General features: G+C 58.4%; 15 protein-coding genes. 4 read left to right on the top strand and 11 right to left on the bottom strand.

The features are described 5' to 3' along the window. Positions 1–182: 182 nt before the first annotated feature. Positions 183–866, top strand: coding sequence for a LexA family protein (locus F1563_RS02085; RefSeq protein ID WP_002527356.1), 684 nt, complete (start codon positions 183–185; stop codon positions 864–866). A 541-nt stretch (positions 867–1,407) separates the two neighbouring features. On the opposite strand, the gene F1563_RS02090 is transcribed toward F1563_RS02085, so the two are convergent. The 4 genes from F1563_RS02090 to miaA all read right to left on the bottom strand — a co-directional run bounded on the left by F1563_RS02090 (position 1,408) and on the right by miaA (position 6,721). Continuing rightward, positions 1,408–3,453, bottom strand: a complete 2,046-nt coding sequence (locus tag F1563_RS02090; RefSeq protein WP_002527357.1) for an ATP-dependent DNA helicase — start codon at positions 3,451–3,453, stop codon at positions 1,408–1,410. Beyond that, positions 3,443–4,894, bottom strand: coding sequence for a GTPase HflX (gene hflX, locus F1563_RS02095; RefSeq protein WP_002527358.1), 1,452 nt, complete (start codon positions 4,892–4,894; stop codon positions 3,443–3,445). The genes F1563_RS02090 and hflX overlap by 11 nt, the downstream gene beginning before the upstream one ends. An 80-nt stretch (positions 4,895–4,974) precedes the next feature. Further along, positions 4,975–5,799, bottom strand: coding sequence for a diaminopimelate epimerase (dapF, locus tag F1563_RS02100; protein WP_002527359.1), 825 nt, complete (start codon positions 5,797–5,799; stop codon positions 4,975–4,977). A 4-nt stretch (positions 5,800–5,803) separates the two neighbouring features. Then, complete coding sequence (miaA, locus tag F1563_RS02105; RefSeq protein ID WP_227431986.1) at positions 5,804–6,721, bottom strand: tRNA (adenosine(37)-N6)-dimethylallyltransferase MiaA; 918 nt, start codon at positions 6,719–6,721, stop codon at positions 5,804–5,806. A 159-nt stretch (positions 6,722–6,880) separates the two neighbouring features. On the opposite strand from miaA, the gene F1563_RS13420 reads away from it, so the two are divergent. After that, positions 6,881–7,081, top strand: a complete 201-nt coding sequence (locus F1563_RS13420; protein ID WP_172623551.1) for an antitoxin — start codon at positions 6,881–6,883, stop codon at positions 7,079–7,081. A 127-nt stretch (positions 7,082–7,208) separates the two neighbouring features. Here F1563_RS13420 and miaB read toward each other — a convergent pair whose 3' ends face one another. Both miaB and F1563_RS02115 read right to left on the bottom strand, forming a co-directional pair. Beyond that, the gene (gene miaB / locus F1563_RS02110) at positions 7,209–8,681 is read right to left on the bottom strand and encodes a tRNA (N6-isopentenyl adenosine(37)-C2)-methylthiotransferase MiaB (RefSeq protein WP_002527361.1); all 1,473 of its coding nucleotides are present in this window, start codon (positions 8,679–8,681) and stop codon (positions 7,209–7,211) included. A 54-nt stretch (positions 8,682–8,735) separates the two neighbouring features. Beyond that, positions 8,736–10,277: a YfcC family protein gene (locus tag F1563_RS02115; protein ID WP_007433790.1), complete on the bottom strand. Its 1,542-nt coding sequence runs from the start codon at positions 10,275–10,277 to the stop codon at positions 8,736–8,738. Positions 10,278–10,440: 163 nt separating this feature from the next. On the opposite strand from F1563_RS02115, the gene F1563_RS02120 reads away from it, so the two are divergent. After that, positions 10,441–11,340: an aldose 1-epimerase family protein gene (locus F1563_RS02120; protein ID WP_002527363.1), complete on the top strand. Its 900-nt coding sequence runs from the start codon at positions 10,441–10,443 to the stop codon at positions 11,338–11,340. A gap of 30 nt (positions 11,341–11,370) precedes the next feature. On the opposite strand, the gene rny is transcribed toward F1563_RS02120, so the two are convergent. The 4 genes from rny to F1563_RS02145 all read right to left on the bottom strand — a co-directional run bounded on the left by rny (position 11,371) and on the right by F1563_RS02145 (position 15,190). Next, complete coding sequence (gene rny, locus F1563_RS02125; RefSeq protein ID WP_002527364.1) at positions 11,371–12,999, bottom strand: ribonuclease Y; 1,629 nt, start codon at positions 12,997–12,999, stop codon at positions 11,371–11,373. A gap of 105 nt (positions 13,000–13,104) precedes the next feature. Continuing rightward, on the bottom strand, positions 13,105–13,620 hold the full coding sequence (gene recX, locus F1563_RS02130) for a recombination regulator RecX (protein WP_036958287.1): 516 nt from the start codon (positions 13,618–13,620) through the stop codon (positions 13,105–13,107). A gap of 29 nt (positions 13,621–13,649) precedes the next feature. Further along, positions 13,650–14,696, bottom strand: coding sequence for a recombinase RecA (gene recA / locus F1563_RS02135; RefSeq protein ID WP_002527366.1), 1,047 nt, complete (start codon positions 14,694–14,696; stop codon positions 13,650–13,652). A gap of 299 nt (positions 14,697–14,995) precedes the next feature. Then, the gene (locus F1563_RS02145; protein WP_002533758.1) at positions 14,996–15,190 is read right to left on the bottom strand and encodes a DUF3046 domain-containing protein; all 195 of its coding nucleotides are present in this window, start codon (positions 15,188–15,190) and stop codon (positions 14,996–14,998) included. A 280-nt stretch (positions 15,191–15,470) separates the two neighbouring features. On the opposite strand from F1563_RS02145, the gene F1563_RS02150 reads away from it, so the two are divergent. Further along, positions 15,471–16,229 carry a DeoR/GlpR family DNA-binding transcription regulator gene (locus F1563_RS02150; protein WP_002527368.1) on the top strand — a complete coding sequence of 253 codons (759 nt, stop codon included), beginning with the start codon at positions 15,471–15,473 and terminating at the stop codon, positions 16,227–16,229. Positions 16,230–16,318: 89 nt separating this feature from the next. Here the strand turns inward: F1563_RS02150 and F1563_RS02155 are convergent, their stop codons facing one another. Continuing rightward, positions 16,319–16,594 carry a helix-turn-helix domain-containing protein gene (locus F1563_RS02155; RefSeq protein WP_002527369.1) on the bottom strand — a complete coding sequence of 92 codons (276 nt, stop codon included), beginning with the start codon at positions 16,592–16,594 and terminating at the stop codon, positions 16,319–16,321. Positions 16,595–16,686: the final 92 nt, after the last annotated feature.

A 16,686-nucleotide genomic window follows, 5' to 3' on the forward strand; every position in this document is an offset into this window, starting at 1 on the left:
CAATGACATCCCCCTAAGCAGACAAGTTCGCCGCCATCAATGTAGAACACAAGGAGAACAGCCTAGTCAGAAGGGATTAGGTAGCGTCGCGGCGACGTCCAACTCGTGCCTCCACGCTCCCTACACGGCACCAGAACGCTGCCGATGGAGAACTGTCGTAGCCGCCCTATACCGTGACTGCCATGACCACCGATACGCCCGGAACCGACACCTCGGACCCGGCCGCCGTCTCGTCGGCTGTTCCAGTCACGAATACCCGTGAGCCCTCCGCCAAGGAACGTAAAGTCTTGGCAGCCGTCAAGGAGGGGCTGCGTCGCGACGGCAAAGCCCCAACAGTCCGCGCCCTTGCCGAAATGACGGGAGCGGCGAGCACATCGACGATCCAGCGGCGTATTTCTTCTCTTATCGATCTGGGGCTGCTACGTCGAACTAAAGGCACTCTCGAGGTAATCGAAGACACCATCGGGGCCACCGATCCACATGGCCCGCAAGCCTTCCAAGTCGAACTCCTCAATTCGAGCAACGACGTCCACGAAGAACACGACGAAACCGTCATCGCAGTGCCGTCCCAGCTTCTGCGCCACGGCGAGCACACCGTGGTCATCGCCCGCGACGACGGAATGTCCCCCGACATCCACTCCGGAGATCTCGTAGTGGTGCGGCGTATATCGGCGAGCGAACTGCCCGACGATCCATCTGAGGCATACCTCGTGGCAGCCACCGTAGGCGGGGTGACAGTCGTTCGCACCCTGTCCAAAATTTCGGGCCGGCCATGGCTGTTGGCCTCTAACCCTGCTCACTCACCGATCAATCTCGACGATGCTTCCCTGCTGGGTCAGGCTGTGTCGCTAATGAGACGACTCTGATGAGGCTCAATTGAACGCCTAGAGGCAAGACGTACACCCAACCGGCGCTACCAAAAAACACGCTACAAGCTCATACGGAACTGGCTGATCAATCCTTTTCTGGCCTCTCAAAGCTGCAGTAGTGATCGATAGTATCACCAGCATTGACGCCATACAGGAAGAGAATTGTGAAGCGGCTTGGTTTTTGTTCTGTTCGAGGTTTTCTTCCTTATTCTAGGTACGCCTTAGCCGGAACAAGCCGCGGAAAACGTATCACGCGCCGGAGCACACGTGCATTCATGAATCACAAGGCTCGACCAAACTGGCACCTGGAATCATGCGAGTACAGAACGTGGCTTGCTAGTCTGGCGAGATTTTTCGAGGTCTTCCTATGACTCCGGACGAGCAGCGTCTCGCTCATAGCGATCAGGTAACCCCGCCCGTATAGGCATCGTTGCGAGCACCTGATCGTGTCGATGTACGCGGCGTTTCTTAAAGCTGCTGGGCCATACGAGTAATCCGCATAGCGAAACGCAGCACGCTGACCGGCTCAAAAACGTCATCATTCCCCCAGCCTTCGCAACGCCCCAACGGCCATCTCTCGATCAGTCGTCGTCCAGAAAGACGGCATCGACGCCCTCAGAAATCCACCGTATCTAGCAGTCACCAGCCGCGGATCGAGGACAGCGACCACACCGCGATCGTCGGCACGCCGAATGAGACGACCAGCCCCTTGGGCCAGCAGGAGCGCGGCGTGGCCAGCCGACACCGTCATAAATCCGTTGCCGCCAGCTTCTTCAACAGCCATACTCCGGGCTGCCATGAGCGGGTCATCGGGTCTCGGAAACGGGATTCGATCAATAACAACCAGACGGCAAGTGTCCCCAGGAATGTCGACCCCCTGCCACAGCGACACGGTCCCAAAGAGACAAGTACGCGGGTCAGCCGTAAACCGTCGAGTGAGATCGGCCAGATGCCCCTCCCCTTGGCACAACACCCGAATATCAGGCATCGCGCTACGCATGTGTGCAGCGGCCGCTACAGCACTGCGTTGAGAGGAAAATAATCCCAGGGTTCTCCCACCGGCCGCCCACACAAGCTCCGCAAGATCATCGAGAGCCTCAGGTGCAATACCGTCGCGCCCCGGGCGAGGCAACGACCTACCGACGTAAAGAATCCCCTGCTTCGAGTAGTCGAAGGGCGAGCCAACATCAACTCCCCGCCACCCCATCTGGGTCTCAAGGATCTCGGGAGCATCTCCCTCAACCTGCTCGCGCGGGGATAGCCCAACGCCGCGCGCTGTCGTGAGGAAACTACCACCAATGCATAAGGTCGCCGAGGTTAATATCGTGGTGGACTGAGCAAAGACGTTCTCCCGCAACAGGCCACCAACGCTCAGCGGAGCGACGTGAATACTGCGGTATCCCTTCTCAGATTCAGAGACCCACACCACGTCGGCGGCAGCCAGCCCCACCGTGCGATCGGCGGTTTCAAAAACCTCCCGCATCGCAGCTTGAGCCTGCATCCTCTCCGCATCGACGGACTCCTTAGAGTCCTCATCGTTTCGGCCCAACTGACTGACAGCATCGCGAGCGAGATCACGCAATACTGTGCAGGCCTGGATGACCTGAGCGTCCGGCCTGGTGACCCGACCTGGAGCGGTCGCGTTCATGGCCCGGGCAAGGACGTCAGCCTGATTGAGCAGATCAGCACCAACGACGTCGTCAAGCCATGTCAAGGCACGCTTCACGGTCGTCGTCACGATAGCTGAAGAGAGATCCTTCGAAGCAGCCCTAGTAAACTGGTTTACTAGCTCATGGGCCTCGTCGATAATGACCGTGTCATGCTCCGGAAGAACGTGTCCACCATTGAGGGCATCGATCGCGAGCATCGCGTGATTGGTGACCACCAAGTCAGCATTTCGAGCCTGTTCCCGCGCAGCTTCCGATAGGCACTCACTGCCAAACGGACACCGCTGAGCCCCAAGACACTCATTGGCTGGCACACTCACCTGAGCCCATGCGAGCGGAGTGTGGGGAGGAGCATCGTCGCGATCACCCAGCCCAGATTCCTCGGCTTGCTCCTCGGCCCATTCCCGCAACATGACGACCTCAGCGCCCAGCGCAGACTCCGGGACCGCTTCCACCTCTCGCTCATGGGCGTCGGCAGCAAGATTCGCCCCCGGCACGAGGGCATCCTGTCCCTTAGCGCGGGTTGAACCACCCCGCACTTTATGCAGGCAGATGTGGTTGTTCCGTCCTTTGAGAACGGCCACCTTTGGCCTACGGGGCAAAATCTTCTCAGATGCGTCGAGAATGGCCGGAATATCCTTGTGAGCAAGCTGAGCCTGCAACGCCAACGTTGCAGTGGCGACGATGACTTGTGCCTCTTTCTCGACGCAATAGACCAGGGCCGGAGCCAAGTAGCCAAGGGATTTTCCCGTTCCCGTACCGGCCTGAACCAACAAGTGCAGCTCGTCGCGCATAGCTTGGTCGACAGCCTCAGCCATCGCGACCTGGCCAGGTCTCTCCTGGCCACCCATTTCAGAGACGGCAGTGCTGAGGAGGTTACGACACATCTGGCTGACTTCTGCTGGCTCAGTCGCCATTACAAGCCTCCCCTACCTCAGCCGCTAGAGCAGGGTGAAGGTGAGCGATGACATGGGTGCCATCAGCGGTGTGATCGATGAGTTCGATGGCTCCGTTGCGATGAATCTTGTCCACGAGGTCCCCGCGCGCATAGGGAATGACGGCGTCGACGCACTGGGAAGGTACTGGAAGATCAGCCTCGACGGCTTCGATAAGCTCATCGGTTCCTTCACCTGTGTGGGCAGAGACCAGGTACGCCTCTGGGAAGGTAGAGCGCAAGGCCACGATGGCATCATCGCTAAGACGATCAATCTTGTTAAGAACGAGGACCTCAGGAATGGCACTGGCTCCAATCCCCGACAGCACCGCGCGCACTGCGTCGACCTGGCCGACCGGATCTGGATCAGCTGCATCCACAACGTGGAGGAGCACATCGGCCATCGCTGTCTCCTCCAGAGTAGATGCAAAGGCTTCGACGAGATCGTGCGGCAAGTGCCGAACAAATCCCACCGTGTCAGTGAGGGTATAGACTCGACCGTCGGAGGTGGTAGTTCGTCGAGTCGTGGGGTCAAGGGTTGCGAAAAGAGCATTCTCGACAAGTACCCCGGCACGAGTGAGCCGGTTGAGCAAGGAGGACTTCCCGGCGTTTGTGTACCCGACGATGGCTACTGACGGCACCTTGCTTCGGACGCGATCGGCTCGTTTGGAGGCACGGGTGGATTCGATGTGCTTAAGACGCCGGCGCAACACCGCAATCCGATGGCCGATACGTCGACGGTCGGTCTCGATACGAGTTTCACCGGGGCCACGGCCGCCGATACCGGCACCTCCGGCGGCTCGCCCACCGGTCTGACGCGAAAGATTGCCACCCCAACCGCGCAGTCTCTGCTTGAGGTAGTTGAGCTGGGCCAATTCCACCTGAGTACGGCCTTCAACGCTGCGCGCGTGCTGAGCGAATATGTCGAGAATCAGGGCCGTCCGATCCACAACCTTGACCTTGACCCGGTCCTCGAGGTTGCGCAACTGAGCGGCGTCAAGCTCACCGTCGCAAATGACGGTATCAGCACCAGTCGCCCGCACAACCTCGGCGAGCTCTGCCACCTTGCCCGAACCAATGTAGGTCGCCGGATCCGGGGTAGTTCGACGCTGCATGACAGCCTCAAGTACCTGTGACCCAGCCGTCTCGGCAAGGGCCTTCAACTCCGCCATAGCGTTTTCGGCGTCCTTAGCGGTTCCGTGAGTCCACACCGAGCACAGCACGACCCGTTCCAGCCTCAATTGACGGTATTCAACCTCGGAAATATCCGACAGGTCAGTTGACATGCCCGGAACGCGAGTCAGCGAAAGACGTGCGTCCAGATCAAATTGGTCACCATCGTAGTTGTTCTGGTCACCGCTGAAATCGCCGATGCCCTCCAGCACATCCTCGCGCTCGTCGTCGATGTGTTCGGTCTCGCTCACCCGGTATCCATCCTCCCCGATGCCGTCGCGCTAAGTGTAGGAGGACGCTCTGACAGGTTCACGAACGCGTGTTCGCCCCCTCATCCATTCGGCAGATCCACCTGGCCGGCGGCCAAAATCACGGCAGGACCGGTCAGGACGGCCTGATAGCCGTCGTCGGAAGGGCTCAGCGTGACGACAACTTGCCCACCCGGAACGTAGACGGTCCATGGCCCTCGATGTCGGGTGCGGGCGGCCATGGTGGCGGCAACCGCCACCGTCCCCGTACCGCAAGACATCGTTTCGCCCGAGCCCCTCTCATGGACCCGCATCGCGACAGTGTGCTGGTCTATCTGCTCCACAAACTCGACGTTGACGCCGTCCGGGAAAGCGGATCGTGGCTGCCAAGTCGGCGAGTCATCAAGGTTAATTCCTGAGACTGTGGTGTGGTCGGTTACAACGACAGCATGCGGGTTTCCCACGTCAACCTTGCACGCTGACCACCAGGTGTCTTGGTGCTCGATGGTCACGTCGTCGGGTTCAATCCGGACCGTCCCCATGGTCACGGAAATATCCCCGTCGTCATGCAGCCTGACGTGGCGCACTCCAGCGCGTGTCGCGATATCAGCTTCGGCGGTCATCATGTGCCCGGCTTGAACGAGGTAGCGGGCGAACACCCGCAAACCGTTGCCACACATCTCAGCGATCGTGCCGTCAGCGTTGCGATAATCCATAAACCACAGGTCTGGATCGCCATTCCAGTCCTCGACGTCACGGGCCCGCAAGGCCTGTAGGGTGCCATCAGCCCCGATCCCGAATCGGCGATGGCACAGCCAACGCACCTGCTCGGGGGTGAGCGGGTCATGTCGGTCGACGATGACGAAGTCATTGCCGGTGCCGTGCCCCTTCCAGAACTTCGTCGTCATAGCATTAATCCTCCTCGTCGAGGGATAGGCTGGTCAACACTCGTGTCACAACCTGGTCATCAAGGTTCGGGGCGAGCGCATTAAACCATTCGATGCGGTCGTCACGGCGGTACCACATGAGTTGTTTGCGGGCAAAGCGACGAGTGCCAATGACGGTCCTGCGGCGCGCCTCATCCTCGTCGTAGTCACCGTCCAGATATTCCAGCACCTGGCGGTACCCCAATGCTCGGCTCGCTGTAAGCCCTTCGCGCAGCCCGACGTCAACAAGGGAACGCACCTCGTCGACAAAGCCGTCTGCCCACATCTGATCGACCCGATCAGCAATACGCCGATCTATGTCTTCGCGAGGCAACTTCAGACCAATTTGCACCGTGTGAGGCCAATGGAAGGTCCCGTCAGGAATCGTGGCAGTAAAGGACCCGGTCAGGTCGATAACCTCGAGGGCACGGACGATCCGCCTGCCATTGCCGGGCAAGATTAACTTGGCCGCCTTGGGATCACGACGGGCAAGCTCGTCATGGAGAGCCTGTGACCCTTCAGCATCTAGCCTCTCCTGCCACCGAGCCCTCACTTCCGAATCCGTCGGTGGGATGGACATTTCCTCAATGATGGCCTTGGTGTACAGCGCAGACCCTCCAACCAGGATGGGAATGGCGCCACGAGACAGGCAATCCTCAACGGCATCACGGGCCAGCGTCTGCATCAGAACTACTGAAGAGGGTTCGGTCACGTCAAGGATCGAGACCAGGTGATGCACCACCGTCCGCTGCTCGCACAGCGTAGGGGTAGCAGTGCCAATATCCATCCCGCGATACACCACCATCGAGTCGGTATTTATGATCTCGGCAGGGTGCTCGTCAGCATTCAAGCGACGGCACACCCGCACCGCCAGCCTTGACTTTCCGCTAGCAGTAGGCCCGATGAAACAGATGACCGGCAGACTCACATAGTTATCTTTGCGCACCGTCACGACATCCTCACAACAACGCGTAAAGCGAAAAAACTCACAAAAGTGAACCAGCCCCTGTGTAGCCTTTACAGAGTCATCCCCGAGAGGGGGAAACTCCCGAAAGGAGATCACATGGGACTCTTCGATAAGGCCAAGGACGCCGTCAGCGACCACCAGGACGACATCAAGAATCAGGCCAGCCAGCACAGCGATCAGGTCGAGCAGGGCATCGACAAGGTTGGCGACGCTGTCGATGACAAGACCGGCGGCAAGTTCTCCAGTCAGGTCGACAAGGGCCGAGATGCCCTCAAAGACAAGCTTGGCGACCTCTGAGTCGTCCACAACATAACGCAGTCTGTCCCCGCTGGGGACCCACTCCGGATGGGAGCGGTCGTGCTGTGAGACGAGGGGTGATGCTCCGCTGAGCACCACCCCTCGCGCGTCTCCACACTTGTAGGACTCACCGTCGCCGCACCCTAGGAAGGCCAAGCATCGTTGGGGTATTGCAGGACTCCTGACGTACCTGCCACGCATCTCCCCCGCGCGTGCGACGCAGTTTCACCAATCCGCCATCAGCTACCAAGTGATGCGGGTGGCCAGACGTAATAACAACCTCACCAATATCACCTGGTCGCGGCACGTCATCGCCAGGGTTCAGACTGACGTGAACCAAACGATTGTCGCAGGCGCGGCCTGTGACGCGGTGGGTAGCTTCGTCCTTGCGGCCCTCTCCCTCCGCAAACATGACCTCGACGGTCCGCCCAACCTGAGCCTCGTTCTCTTGCCAGGCAATATCGTCGACGAGCTCAACGAGTCGCTCGTAACGCTCCTGGACGATCGGCTTGGGAACCTGATCTGCCATGACACCAGCCGGGGTGTGAGGACGGATGGAGTATTGGAATGTGAATGCTGCAGAGAATTTCGACTCTGCAACAACTCGCATCGTCTCGGCGAAATCCTTATCGGTCTCACCAGGAAACCCGACGATAATGTCGGTGGTGATAGCAGCGTCAGGGATAGCCTCGCGCACCCGATCAAGGATGCCCAGGAACTTTGTGGACCGATACGAGCGGCGCATCCGACGCAACACCTCATCGGAACCAGACTGCAGCGGCATATGCAGGCTTGGCATGACGTTAGGAGTCTCAGCCATGGCCTCGATGACGTCGTCAGTAAAAGCCGCCGGATGCGGGGAGGTGAACCTCACCCTCTCTAGGCCATCGATGTTTCCACAGGCGCGAAGCAGCTTAGCAAAAGCGCCACGATCACCGAACTGAACCCCATAGGAGTTGACGTTTTGACCCAGCAGCGTGACTTCCTGGACTCCCTCGTCGACAAGGGCACGGATCTCGGAAAGGATCTCACCCGGGCGGCGGTCAGTTTCCCTACCACGCAGCTGCGGGACGATGCAGAAGGTACACGTATTGTTGCACCCCACCGAGATCGACACCCACGCCGAGTAGGCGGAGTCGCGTCTGGTCGGCAGATTTGACGGAAAGGTGATCAGAGACTCCTCGATCTCCACCTGGGCTGTCGCATTATGACGAGCTCTCTTAAGTAGCGCCGGCAGCGAACCGACGTTGTGGGTACCAAAAACAACGTCAACCCATGGCGCCCGCGCAACAACAGCGTCCTTGTCTTTCTGGGCCATGCAGCCGCCGACAGCAAGCTGCATCCCAGGATTGGCCGACTTCACCGAAGCCATATGGCCGAGGGTTCCGTAAAGACGGTTATCCGCATTTTCTCGCACCGCGCATGTGTTGAAGACGACGACATCCGCTGGTGCCAAAGTGTCAGTTCTTGGGTCGGGGACGTAACCGGCCTCTTCGAGAAGGCCAGCTATGCGCTCGGAGTCATGGACATTCATCTGACACCCATAGGTCACAACCCGGTAGGTCGGGGCCTCGGCGTGCTGCAAGGTGTTATTAGGCATAGCGCACACACTCTACGTCATGTACTCATTGCGACGTGACTCGATGACTGCCTATCAAACTACCGTCTGAAGCACGAGCAGAATGCCGCCATAGACGAGGACAAACACCACCAGCGGCCACACGAACTTCAACCAGTGTGAGTACTTGAGGTCCAGCATCTGCAAGGTTGCCATCACCAGGCCGGTAGGAGCCAAGAAAAGCATCGCATACTGACCCCACTGGTACGCGCACAGCACGGTAGCTCGCGATACCCCTGCGGTGTCTCCTAGCGGCGCCATAATTGGCAGCGCCAAGACCGCCAACCCTGACGATGACGGCACGATAAAGCCGAGTAAGAAGAATACGATCAGCAAGGACAGTACAAAGACCGGACCGCTGACATGGGAGACAACTTTTGCCGACTCATACAACAAGGTGTCAGAAATTAATCCTTCACTGAGAATGTGGTTAATTCCACGCGCTAAACCGATAATAAGAGAAACCGAAACAAGACTCGATGAACCTGCACTAAAGGCACCGACCAGTTCTTTCTCACTGAGCTTGTTTGGCCCTGTGGCAGCAATAAACATGATGATGACGGTAATAGCAAGGAAAGAGGAAGCCATAGCTGGGAACCACCAGCCTCGTGCCATGACTCCCCAGACCATAATCGGGAACGCTGCGACAAAGAGAAACAGGATGATCTTGCGACGCCAATCAAATCTGATCTCAGCACCGTCATTACCCAGCGACCACTGAGTTGCGAAGGCTTCTCGATCTTCCCACGCATAGGAGAATTCCGGATTAGCCTTGACCTTCTTCGAATACCACGCCAAATAGATCACCACGGCGATAGCGCCTCCAACAAGTCCGACGACGCGCCACGTCATCCCTTCAGTAAGCCGGATACCAGCGGCGTTGGCACCAATGGCTGAGGAGAATGGATTGATCGTCGAGAAGCAGGTACCAATCGATCCGGCAAGAAAAATTGAGCCCACAACAACGAGAGCGTCATATCCTATCGCTATAAATACCGGCGCTAAGATCGGATAGAACGCAACGGCCTCTTCTTCGAGTCCACAGGTCGTACCTCCTACGACCATGAATAGAGATACGAAGAAAACAAGCAAAAATTCCTTGCCCTTCGATCTCGCAGTGAGACGGCCAAGGCCAGCCTCGAATGCACCACTCGCTTTCACCACCCCGATGAGTCCGCCCAACACGAGGATGAAGACGATAATGTCAACGGCTTCAATGGTACCGGCCACCATCCCGTTAGTGATCTCTCCGATGCCCGCGGGGTGAGACGCAACCCGCTCATAGGTACCTGGCACCGACACTGATCCCGTTATTGATCCCGATGTAAATTCCGAGATCTTCATTGTCACACCGTACTTGTCGAGAGTCGCCTGGGTTGCGACATGTTTCGTCGTGGCCCCATTGGGATCCACAATGACCAACTGGTTAGATCCAGCGGCGTAACTCATCTTTGAGTAACTCCCCGCCGGAACGAACCACGTACACACGACTGCAAGCACCGTCAGCACGAAGAGGATCGTAAAAGCTGAGGGAACTCGCAGGCGATGGCGATCCTTGACAGCATTGTTACTAGACAAGGCACACCTACTTTCTCTTCGTTGCGACGAAGAAACCGACGGTGCTGTCGGGCCCCTGTGGGCACCGTTACATCATAAATTATAGCGTCACTACCGGGAATGCGTAGGTATCGAGGCTTCAAAAAACTCGCCCCACAAAAGTGCATGGCGCTAGTCTTTCGCCATGGTCAAGGACATCGCTATCCCCACCGGCACCCAGTATCAGATCTCCCATGACTCTTGGCAGGCCATCGTCACAGAGCAAGGTGCCACCCTTCGCAGCCTTCAATATGAGGGAGCAGACGTCGTCAAATCCTTCGATGCTGATCAGTTGCCGGCCTCGTCCCAAGGTCAGCAGCTTCTCCCCTGGCCCAACCGTATCCGTGATGGTCACTATACCTTCGAGGGAGACGAGCAGCAGCTTGCCGTGAGCGAGGTTGATCGCCATAACGCCATCCACGGTCTAGTGGCATGGTCTCGCTGGTCTTTGGTGGAGCACACCGACACGTCGGTAACTCAAACAATCCGAGTCATGGCTCGTCCTGGTTGGCCTGGAACCATCGACGTAGACCTCACTCACCGCCTGAGCGACACCGGCTTAACTGTCGAGGTCATTGTGCGCAATGTTGGAGCGACGGCAGTGCCTTTTGGATATGCAGCCCACCCCTACTTCTCCCTGGGGGGCACCATCGACGACTGGACAGTCGACGCCCCGTTTACCTCGTGGCTGCAAGTCGATGATCGACTGCTCCCAGTGCAGATGCGCAAGATGGACAGCGCCCACATTCTGAACGGCCTCACGGTTGGACAGCGCACCTTCGATACCGCTTACACCGTGCAAGGGGATGGAACCGTCGGATCGGCCGCATGGCGCATCAAGGTCACCAACGGTGAGACGAGCCACGAGTTGTGGGGCGATGCCGCAATGGGCTGGACACAAATTTATACCCCAGACGACCGTCGTAGTCTGGCCGTCGAGCCGATGACCTGTGGCCCGGACGCATTTAATGAGGGCCCGACCCACGGCGACGTCATTCGGCTGGGGCCTGGTGACGACGTCACACTGCGCTGGGGCATTGCCTGACTCACACTCGAACGGACGAGGACGGGAGGCTCACGCCTCCCCGACAGTCTCTACTGCCTGGAACGACCGGATCACAGTAACCCGGGTCCTTCCGGGAACAGTGACTTGCTCCCCTATAGCAAGGGCGATCTGACGGGCAAGGCGGGAGGCATGGACATCGTCGACGGCACCCGGATCGACAAGAATCTGCACCTCGCGCCCTGCTTGCAGCGCGAAGGCGCGTTCGACTCCGGGGAAGCTGGTGGCTATCCCTTCGATGGTGTCCATCCGCTGAACATGGGCTTCGAGGGAGTCACGACGAGCCCCAGGGCGCGCAGCAGAGATAGCGTCGGCAGCCCTGACGATCAGATCGGTGACACTCACCGGATCAATCTCGTCGTGGTGGGCAGCGATGGCGTGAATGACCTCCTCCGATTCGCCATAGCGACGCGCTAGCTCGGCGCCAATAGCGGCATGACTGCTTTCCTCAATACCTGGAGTGAGGGACTTGCCCAGGTCATGCAAAAACGCTGCTCGACGACACACCTCGACTTCAGCCCCAATCTCGGCAGCCAGATTGGCTGCCAGACGAGCACACTCGACGCAGTGATCTAGCACTTGTTGACCATAGGAGGTCCGGAATCTCAATGAGCCAAGGATCGGCAGCAGGCGGTCATCAATGTCATCAATTCCTGCCTTCGATAAGGCGTCAGCAGCAGCATCAAGGCACATGTCTTCGATGTGGTTGACCGCCCGTTGATAGGCCTTCTCAATACGGATGGGGTGAATTCGCCCATCCTCGACCAAATCGGTAAGAGCCTGACGAGCCACCTCTCGTCGCATCGGGTCGAAACAACTCAATAGCACGATCCCCGGGGTGTCATCAATGATAACGGTCACCCCAGTGACTTGCTCAAAGGTGCGGATATTGCGCCCCTCTCGACCAATGACTCGGCCCTTCATCTCGTCGCTGGGCAGCGGCACGACGCTGACGACCGTGTCAGCAACCATCTCAGAGGAACAACGCTGGATAACGTCTGCGACAATGTGACGAGCTTTGGTCTCCGCCGACACTGTCGCCTCAGAGACAATGGCACGAGCACTGTTTTCGGCGAAAACGCGAGCCTCCTTACCCAGATGCTCAGCGAGCTCATCGCGGGCCTCATCGAGGGACATGCCGGCGACCCGCTCCAAATCGGTAACGATCTGATCATGCCGTCGATCAAGCTCGGCATCACGCTCGTCAAGTTGTGAACTGCGTTCGGCTAGCTCCAACCGGTCCTGCTCGATTTTGTCGAGCCCCTCTTCGAGATGGCGGCGAGCTTCTCGCAGCTGGTGTTCGCGTGCAGTCAGTTCCTCGACGGACCGACGATTAATCTCTAATAGGGCCTCGGTACTACGCCGGGCCTGATCGGCATGGTCAGCGCGGCGAGCTTCATCAGAAACCCGGGCGAGGCTCGACTCAAGCTCTGCTCGAACCGTAGCGACATCCTTGCGACTATCTGCGAGATCCTGGCTCGCCTGGGACAACCGCTCTTCACTTCGGGAGAGCTCCGAGGTCTTGACATCGCGTTCTGACTCCGCTCGTTCCGCCCTCCTGCCAATGGCTCGACGGTCTACTAACCAGCCGATAATGACAACCACGGCGAGCGCCGACACTGCAACGAGCGCGATGAGCATGACCCCTGTCCCCTTCTCACGTCCTGACCTGAATCTGCATCGTCGCCCTTACCGTGTCGGGTACAAGGACCATCAAGCATGAGCTAAAAAGGAAACGGTATCACCCTAGTCGAACAGGCCAGTCGTCGGGGCTTCGGGGGGCTCCTCACCGAGCTTGTCACGTGCCGCGCGAACGGCAGTCCATGCGATCTGAGGGTCGTATCCCTTACGGGCCAATGCCCCAAGGACTCGTCGAGTCAGCCGGGCTTGGTCAACTCCGCGACCTGCACGCAGCTTGGTTATCGCCAGCTCCGTGGCGGCATCGAGTTCGTCAGCGTCGGTGATCTGAGACGTCGCATCCTCGATGAGGTGAGAGTCGACCCCCTTACGAGACAGATCGGCTGCCACAGCTTTGCGAGATAGCCCCTTCATCCCATGTCGGGATGCAGTCCAGCGCTTCGCAAAGTCGGCGTCGTCAATAAGCCCCACCTCGGTGAGGCGATCGAGGACCGCCTCACGCACGGATTCGGGCACTCCCTTAGAGTCGAGGACTTCCGCAAGTTCGCTACGGGTGTTGGCCCGCCGATCCAGTCGCTTGAGGCAGATCTCTCGAGCCTCCTCATACCATTGGTCGTCAGTCAGTTCTGGGAGTGGACCCCGACGTCGGCGACTCAGAATTCCACCTCACCAGTCTGAGGATCGACACCCTCAGGAACCTCGGCCTCCCGCAGGCCGAGATGGGTCAGGATCTTATCCTCAATCTCGTTAGCGATGTCCGGGTTGCCCTTGAGGAAGTTTCGGACGTTCTCCTTACCTTGCCCCAACTGCTCATTGTTGTAGCTGAACCACGAACCGGACTTGGTGATGAGGCCGCAGTCAACGCCCATGTCGATAAGGCTGCCCTCGCGAGAAATGCCTTGTCCGTAGAGGATGTCAAACTCTGCCTGCTTAAAGGGTGGGGCGACCTTGTTCTTGACGACCTTAACACGAGTGCGATTACCAACCATCTCGGACCCGTCCTTGAGGGTCTCGATACGACGAACATCTAGACGCACTGAAGAGTAGAACTTGAGGGCGCGCCCACCTGTCGTCGTCTCCGGGGAGCCAAACATGACGCCGATCTTCTCACGCAGCTGGTTAATAAATATGGCTGTGGTGCCGGCAGCGTTCAACGCACCGGTCATCTTGCGCAGAGCCTGGCTCATGAGGCGGGCCTGCAAACCGACATGGGAGTCACCCATTTCTCCCTCGATCTCGGCCTTCGGTGTAAGGGCTGCCACAGAGTCGACAACAATCAGTTCTAGGGCACCCGAACGAACGAGGGTGTCGGCAATCTCCAGAGCCTGTTCACCATTATCGGGCTGACTCACCAGCAGGGAATCTGTATCGACCCCTAGCTTTCGTGCGTATTCCGGGTCAAGAGCGTGCTCAGCGTCGATAAAGGCACAGATGCCGCCTTCGGCTTGAGCATTAGCGATAGCGTGCAATGCCACCGTCGTCTTACCAGAGGACTCAGGGCCATAGATCTCAACGATCCTGCCACGAGGAAGGCCTCCCACCCCCAAAGCCACATCAAGGGCTACCGAACCCGTAGGGATGGCGGCGATCTTAACGGTCTCTTGCTCTCCAAGGCGCATAATAGAGCCCTTACCATGCTGCTTCTCAATCTGCTGCAAGGCCGTAGCGAGAGCCTTCTCGCGGTCAGCGGTCACTGCCATGTCGTTCCTTCCTTGAAGGCGGTTTCCCGCCCCATTTAACACGCGGCACCACCGCGGCGTTCGTCATAAGTAGAGATGAGGGAACCGGTGCTCCCCTCTCCACTCAAACTGTAGGAGCGGAGTCGGACAATTCGTCAGGCAATTTTGTATCTGTGGATAACCTGCCAACATGCCCGTCCGCTCAGCTGTGGACAACTCTCCCAAATGCCACCGACACCTACCGAACACATCGTGTTCCGGTCTTGTTTTGCAGCTGTTCGGCTTCCCATGTCGCCATCGTTGCCCGCGTCACATCCAGATCACCGCAAGGACTCGGACAGCTCTAAAGCTTTCCAACACGCTCGCCAGATCGTCTTAGCATCGACCCTATCAGCCAACGCTTCCTGCACGGTCCGGGAGTCGAGACCTGGAACCGCCTGCTGCGCAGCCCAGACGCGGCAGTAGTCGTCGCCAAGGACCTCGGCGAGCCGCGTCCACAATTGGGTCTCTGTCATATCTCAAGCCTATGCGCTTCCACACGATCAAGCCCGCTCGGGAACCGAACAAGCCCCACGGCGAGAAAGCCAGCCAAACCAATGAGCACCGCACAACTCGCTGTGTCCATCTATAGTGCCAGCGCATGATGTCGTACCCTGGCCCCATCACTGCTAACAACACGGTAGCATCAGCACAGATACAGGGGCGTCCACGACGTCACACGAAATCCGCCAAGCGAACAGGGAGGGGACAATGCCATCGGATACCCATTCGACGTCTTCCCGCCGCAACGATCGCATGGTGGCTATTCTCGCCATGTTGCGCGACCGCGACGAGGTCCTCCTCCGCGATATGGCATCAACATTGGGGGCCAGCGCGGCCACAATCCGGCGCGATGTCACCTCTTTGGCGGAGCAGGGTTTGCTCATTCGCTCACACGGAACTGCGCGCCGCGCCGGAACTGGCGCTGAGTTACCCGTCAATCTTCGGGATGGGCGCCGTCGCCGCGCCAAGGAGGCTATCGCCCACGCCGTAGTTTCCGAGCTGCCGATCGGGCGTCACGCCATTGGTCTGACTGGCGGAACCACGACAACCGAGATCATCCGGGCCCTGCATCATCGCCACGACCTAACTCTCATTACGAACTCTGTGAGCATTGCTCTTGAGGCTGCTAGTCAGGGTCAGCAAAGGGTCCTGATTACTGGTGGGGTTCTGCGCCCATCCTCCCTCGAGCTCGTCGGTTCTTTGGCCGAATCCACCTTCAAACAGGTCAATGTCGGAACAGCCATCGTCGGCTGCGACGGTATGAGCGCCGAGGGTGGTCTAACGACCCACGATGGCATCGAGGCAGCCACTAACCACACTATGATCAAACGGGCAGCGCGAATTATTGCGACTGTTGACGGGTCGAAGATCGGTCGAGTAACCCTCGCCAAGTTGGCTGAAGCCAAGGATGTCGACCTCCTCATCACCGACGACTCTGCCGACCCCGAAGAACTAGCCCGGCTACGCACACTCGGTATCGCAATTCGAATTGTCCACGCGCCCATCGACTGACTACCTCTGGGCCATCCAGCGCGCATTAACTATGCGCCGTAAACGTCGCCGGCCTCAACGAGGCCGACAGCCTCACAAGTCCCGTATGTTCAGGCTGCAACGGTAATGCGGTGCTCAGTCGTGCCCTCGTTCTTGAACATCTTGTCGCTGACAATGCGCATAAGCTCGGACTGGGGAAGATCCAGAGCTGTGCAGATGGCTAAAATAAGCTCGCTAGAAGCCTCTTTTTGGCCCCGCTCCACCTCTGACAGGTAGCCAAGGGACACGCGTGCGGCAGAAGACACTTCACGCAGGGTACGACCCTGTCCGAACCTCTGCTCCCGCAGAGACTCGCCGAGCACTTCACGCAACAGAGCTGATTTCATGGGCGTCTCCTCCTAAGTGATTCATCCATAACAACGTACTGCCCCGATGAAACATTCCCCACACGGCGAAATTTTTCACTTCCTCTTGAGCA

The organism is Cutibacterium modestum, from assembly GCF_008326345.1.
Classification (GTDB): Bacteria; Actinomycetota; Actinomycetes; order Propionibacteriales; family Propionibacteriaceae; genus Cutibacterium; species Cutibacterium modestum.

Excerpts from the sequence above, each read along its gene's own strand:
- F1563_RS02085 (WP_002527356.1), top strand. The coding sequence starts at position 183 with ATGACCACCGATACGCCCGGAACCGACACCTCGGACCCGGCCGCCGTC.
- F1563_RS02090 (WP_002527357.1), bottom strand. The coding sequence starts at position 3,453 with ATGGCGACTGAGCCAGCAGAAGTCAGCCAGATGTGTCGTAACCTCCTC.
- dapF (WP_002527359.1), bottom strand. The coding sequence starts at position 5,799 with ATGACGACGAAGTTCTGGAAGGGGCACGGCACCGGCAATGACTTCGTC.
- F1563_RS13420 (WP_172623551.1), top strand. The coding sequence starts at position 6,881 with ATGGGACTCTTCGATAAGGCCAAGGACGCCGTCAGCGACCACCAGGAC.
- miaB (WP_002527361.1), bottom strand. The coding sequence starts at position 8,681 with ATGCCTAATAACACCTTGCAGCACGCCGAGGCCCCGACCTACCGGGTT.
- F1563_RS02120 (WP_002527363.1), top strand. The coding sequence starts at position 10,441 with ATGGTCAAGGACATCGCTATCCCCACCGGCACCCAGTATCAGATCTCC.
- rny (WP_002527364.1), bottom strand. The coding sequence starts at position 12,999 with ATGCTCATCGCGCTCGTTGCAGTGTCGGCGCTCGCCGTGGTTGTCATT.
- recA (WP_002527366.1), bottom strand. The coding sequence starts at position 14,696 with ATGGCAGTGACCGCTGACCGCGAGAAGGCTCTCGCTACGGCCTTGCAG.
- F1563_RS02145 (WP_002533758.1), bottom strand. The coding sequence starts at position 15,190 with ATGACAGAGACCCAATTGTGGACGCGGCTCGCCGAGGTCCTTGGCGAC.
- F1563_RS02150 (WP_002527368.1), top strand. The coding sequence starts at position 15,471 with ATGGTGGCTATTCTCGCCATGTTGCGCGACCGCGACGAGGTCCTCCTC.
- F1563_RS02155 (WP_002527369.1), bottom strand. The coding sequence starts at position 16,594 with ATGAAATCAGCTCTGTTGCGTGAAGTGCTCGGCGAGTCTCTGCGGGAG.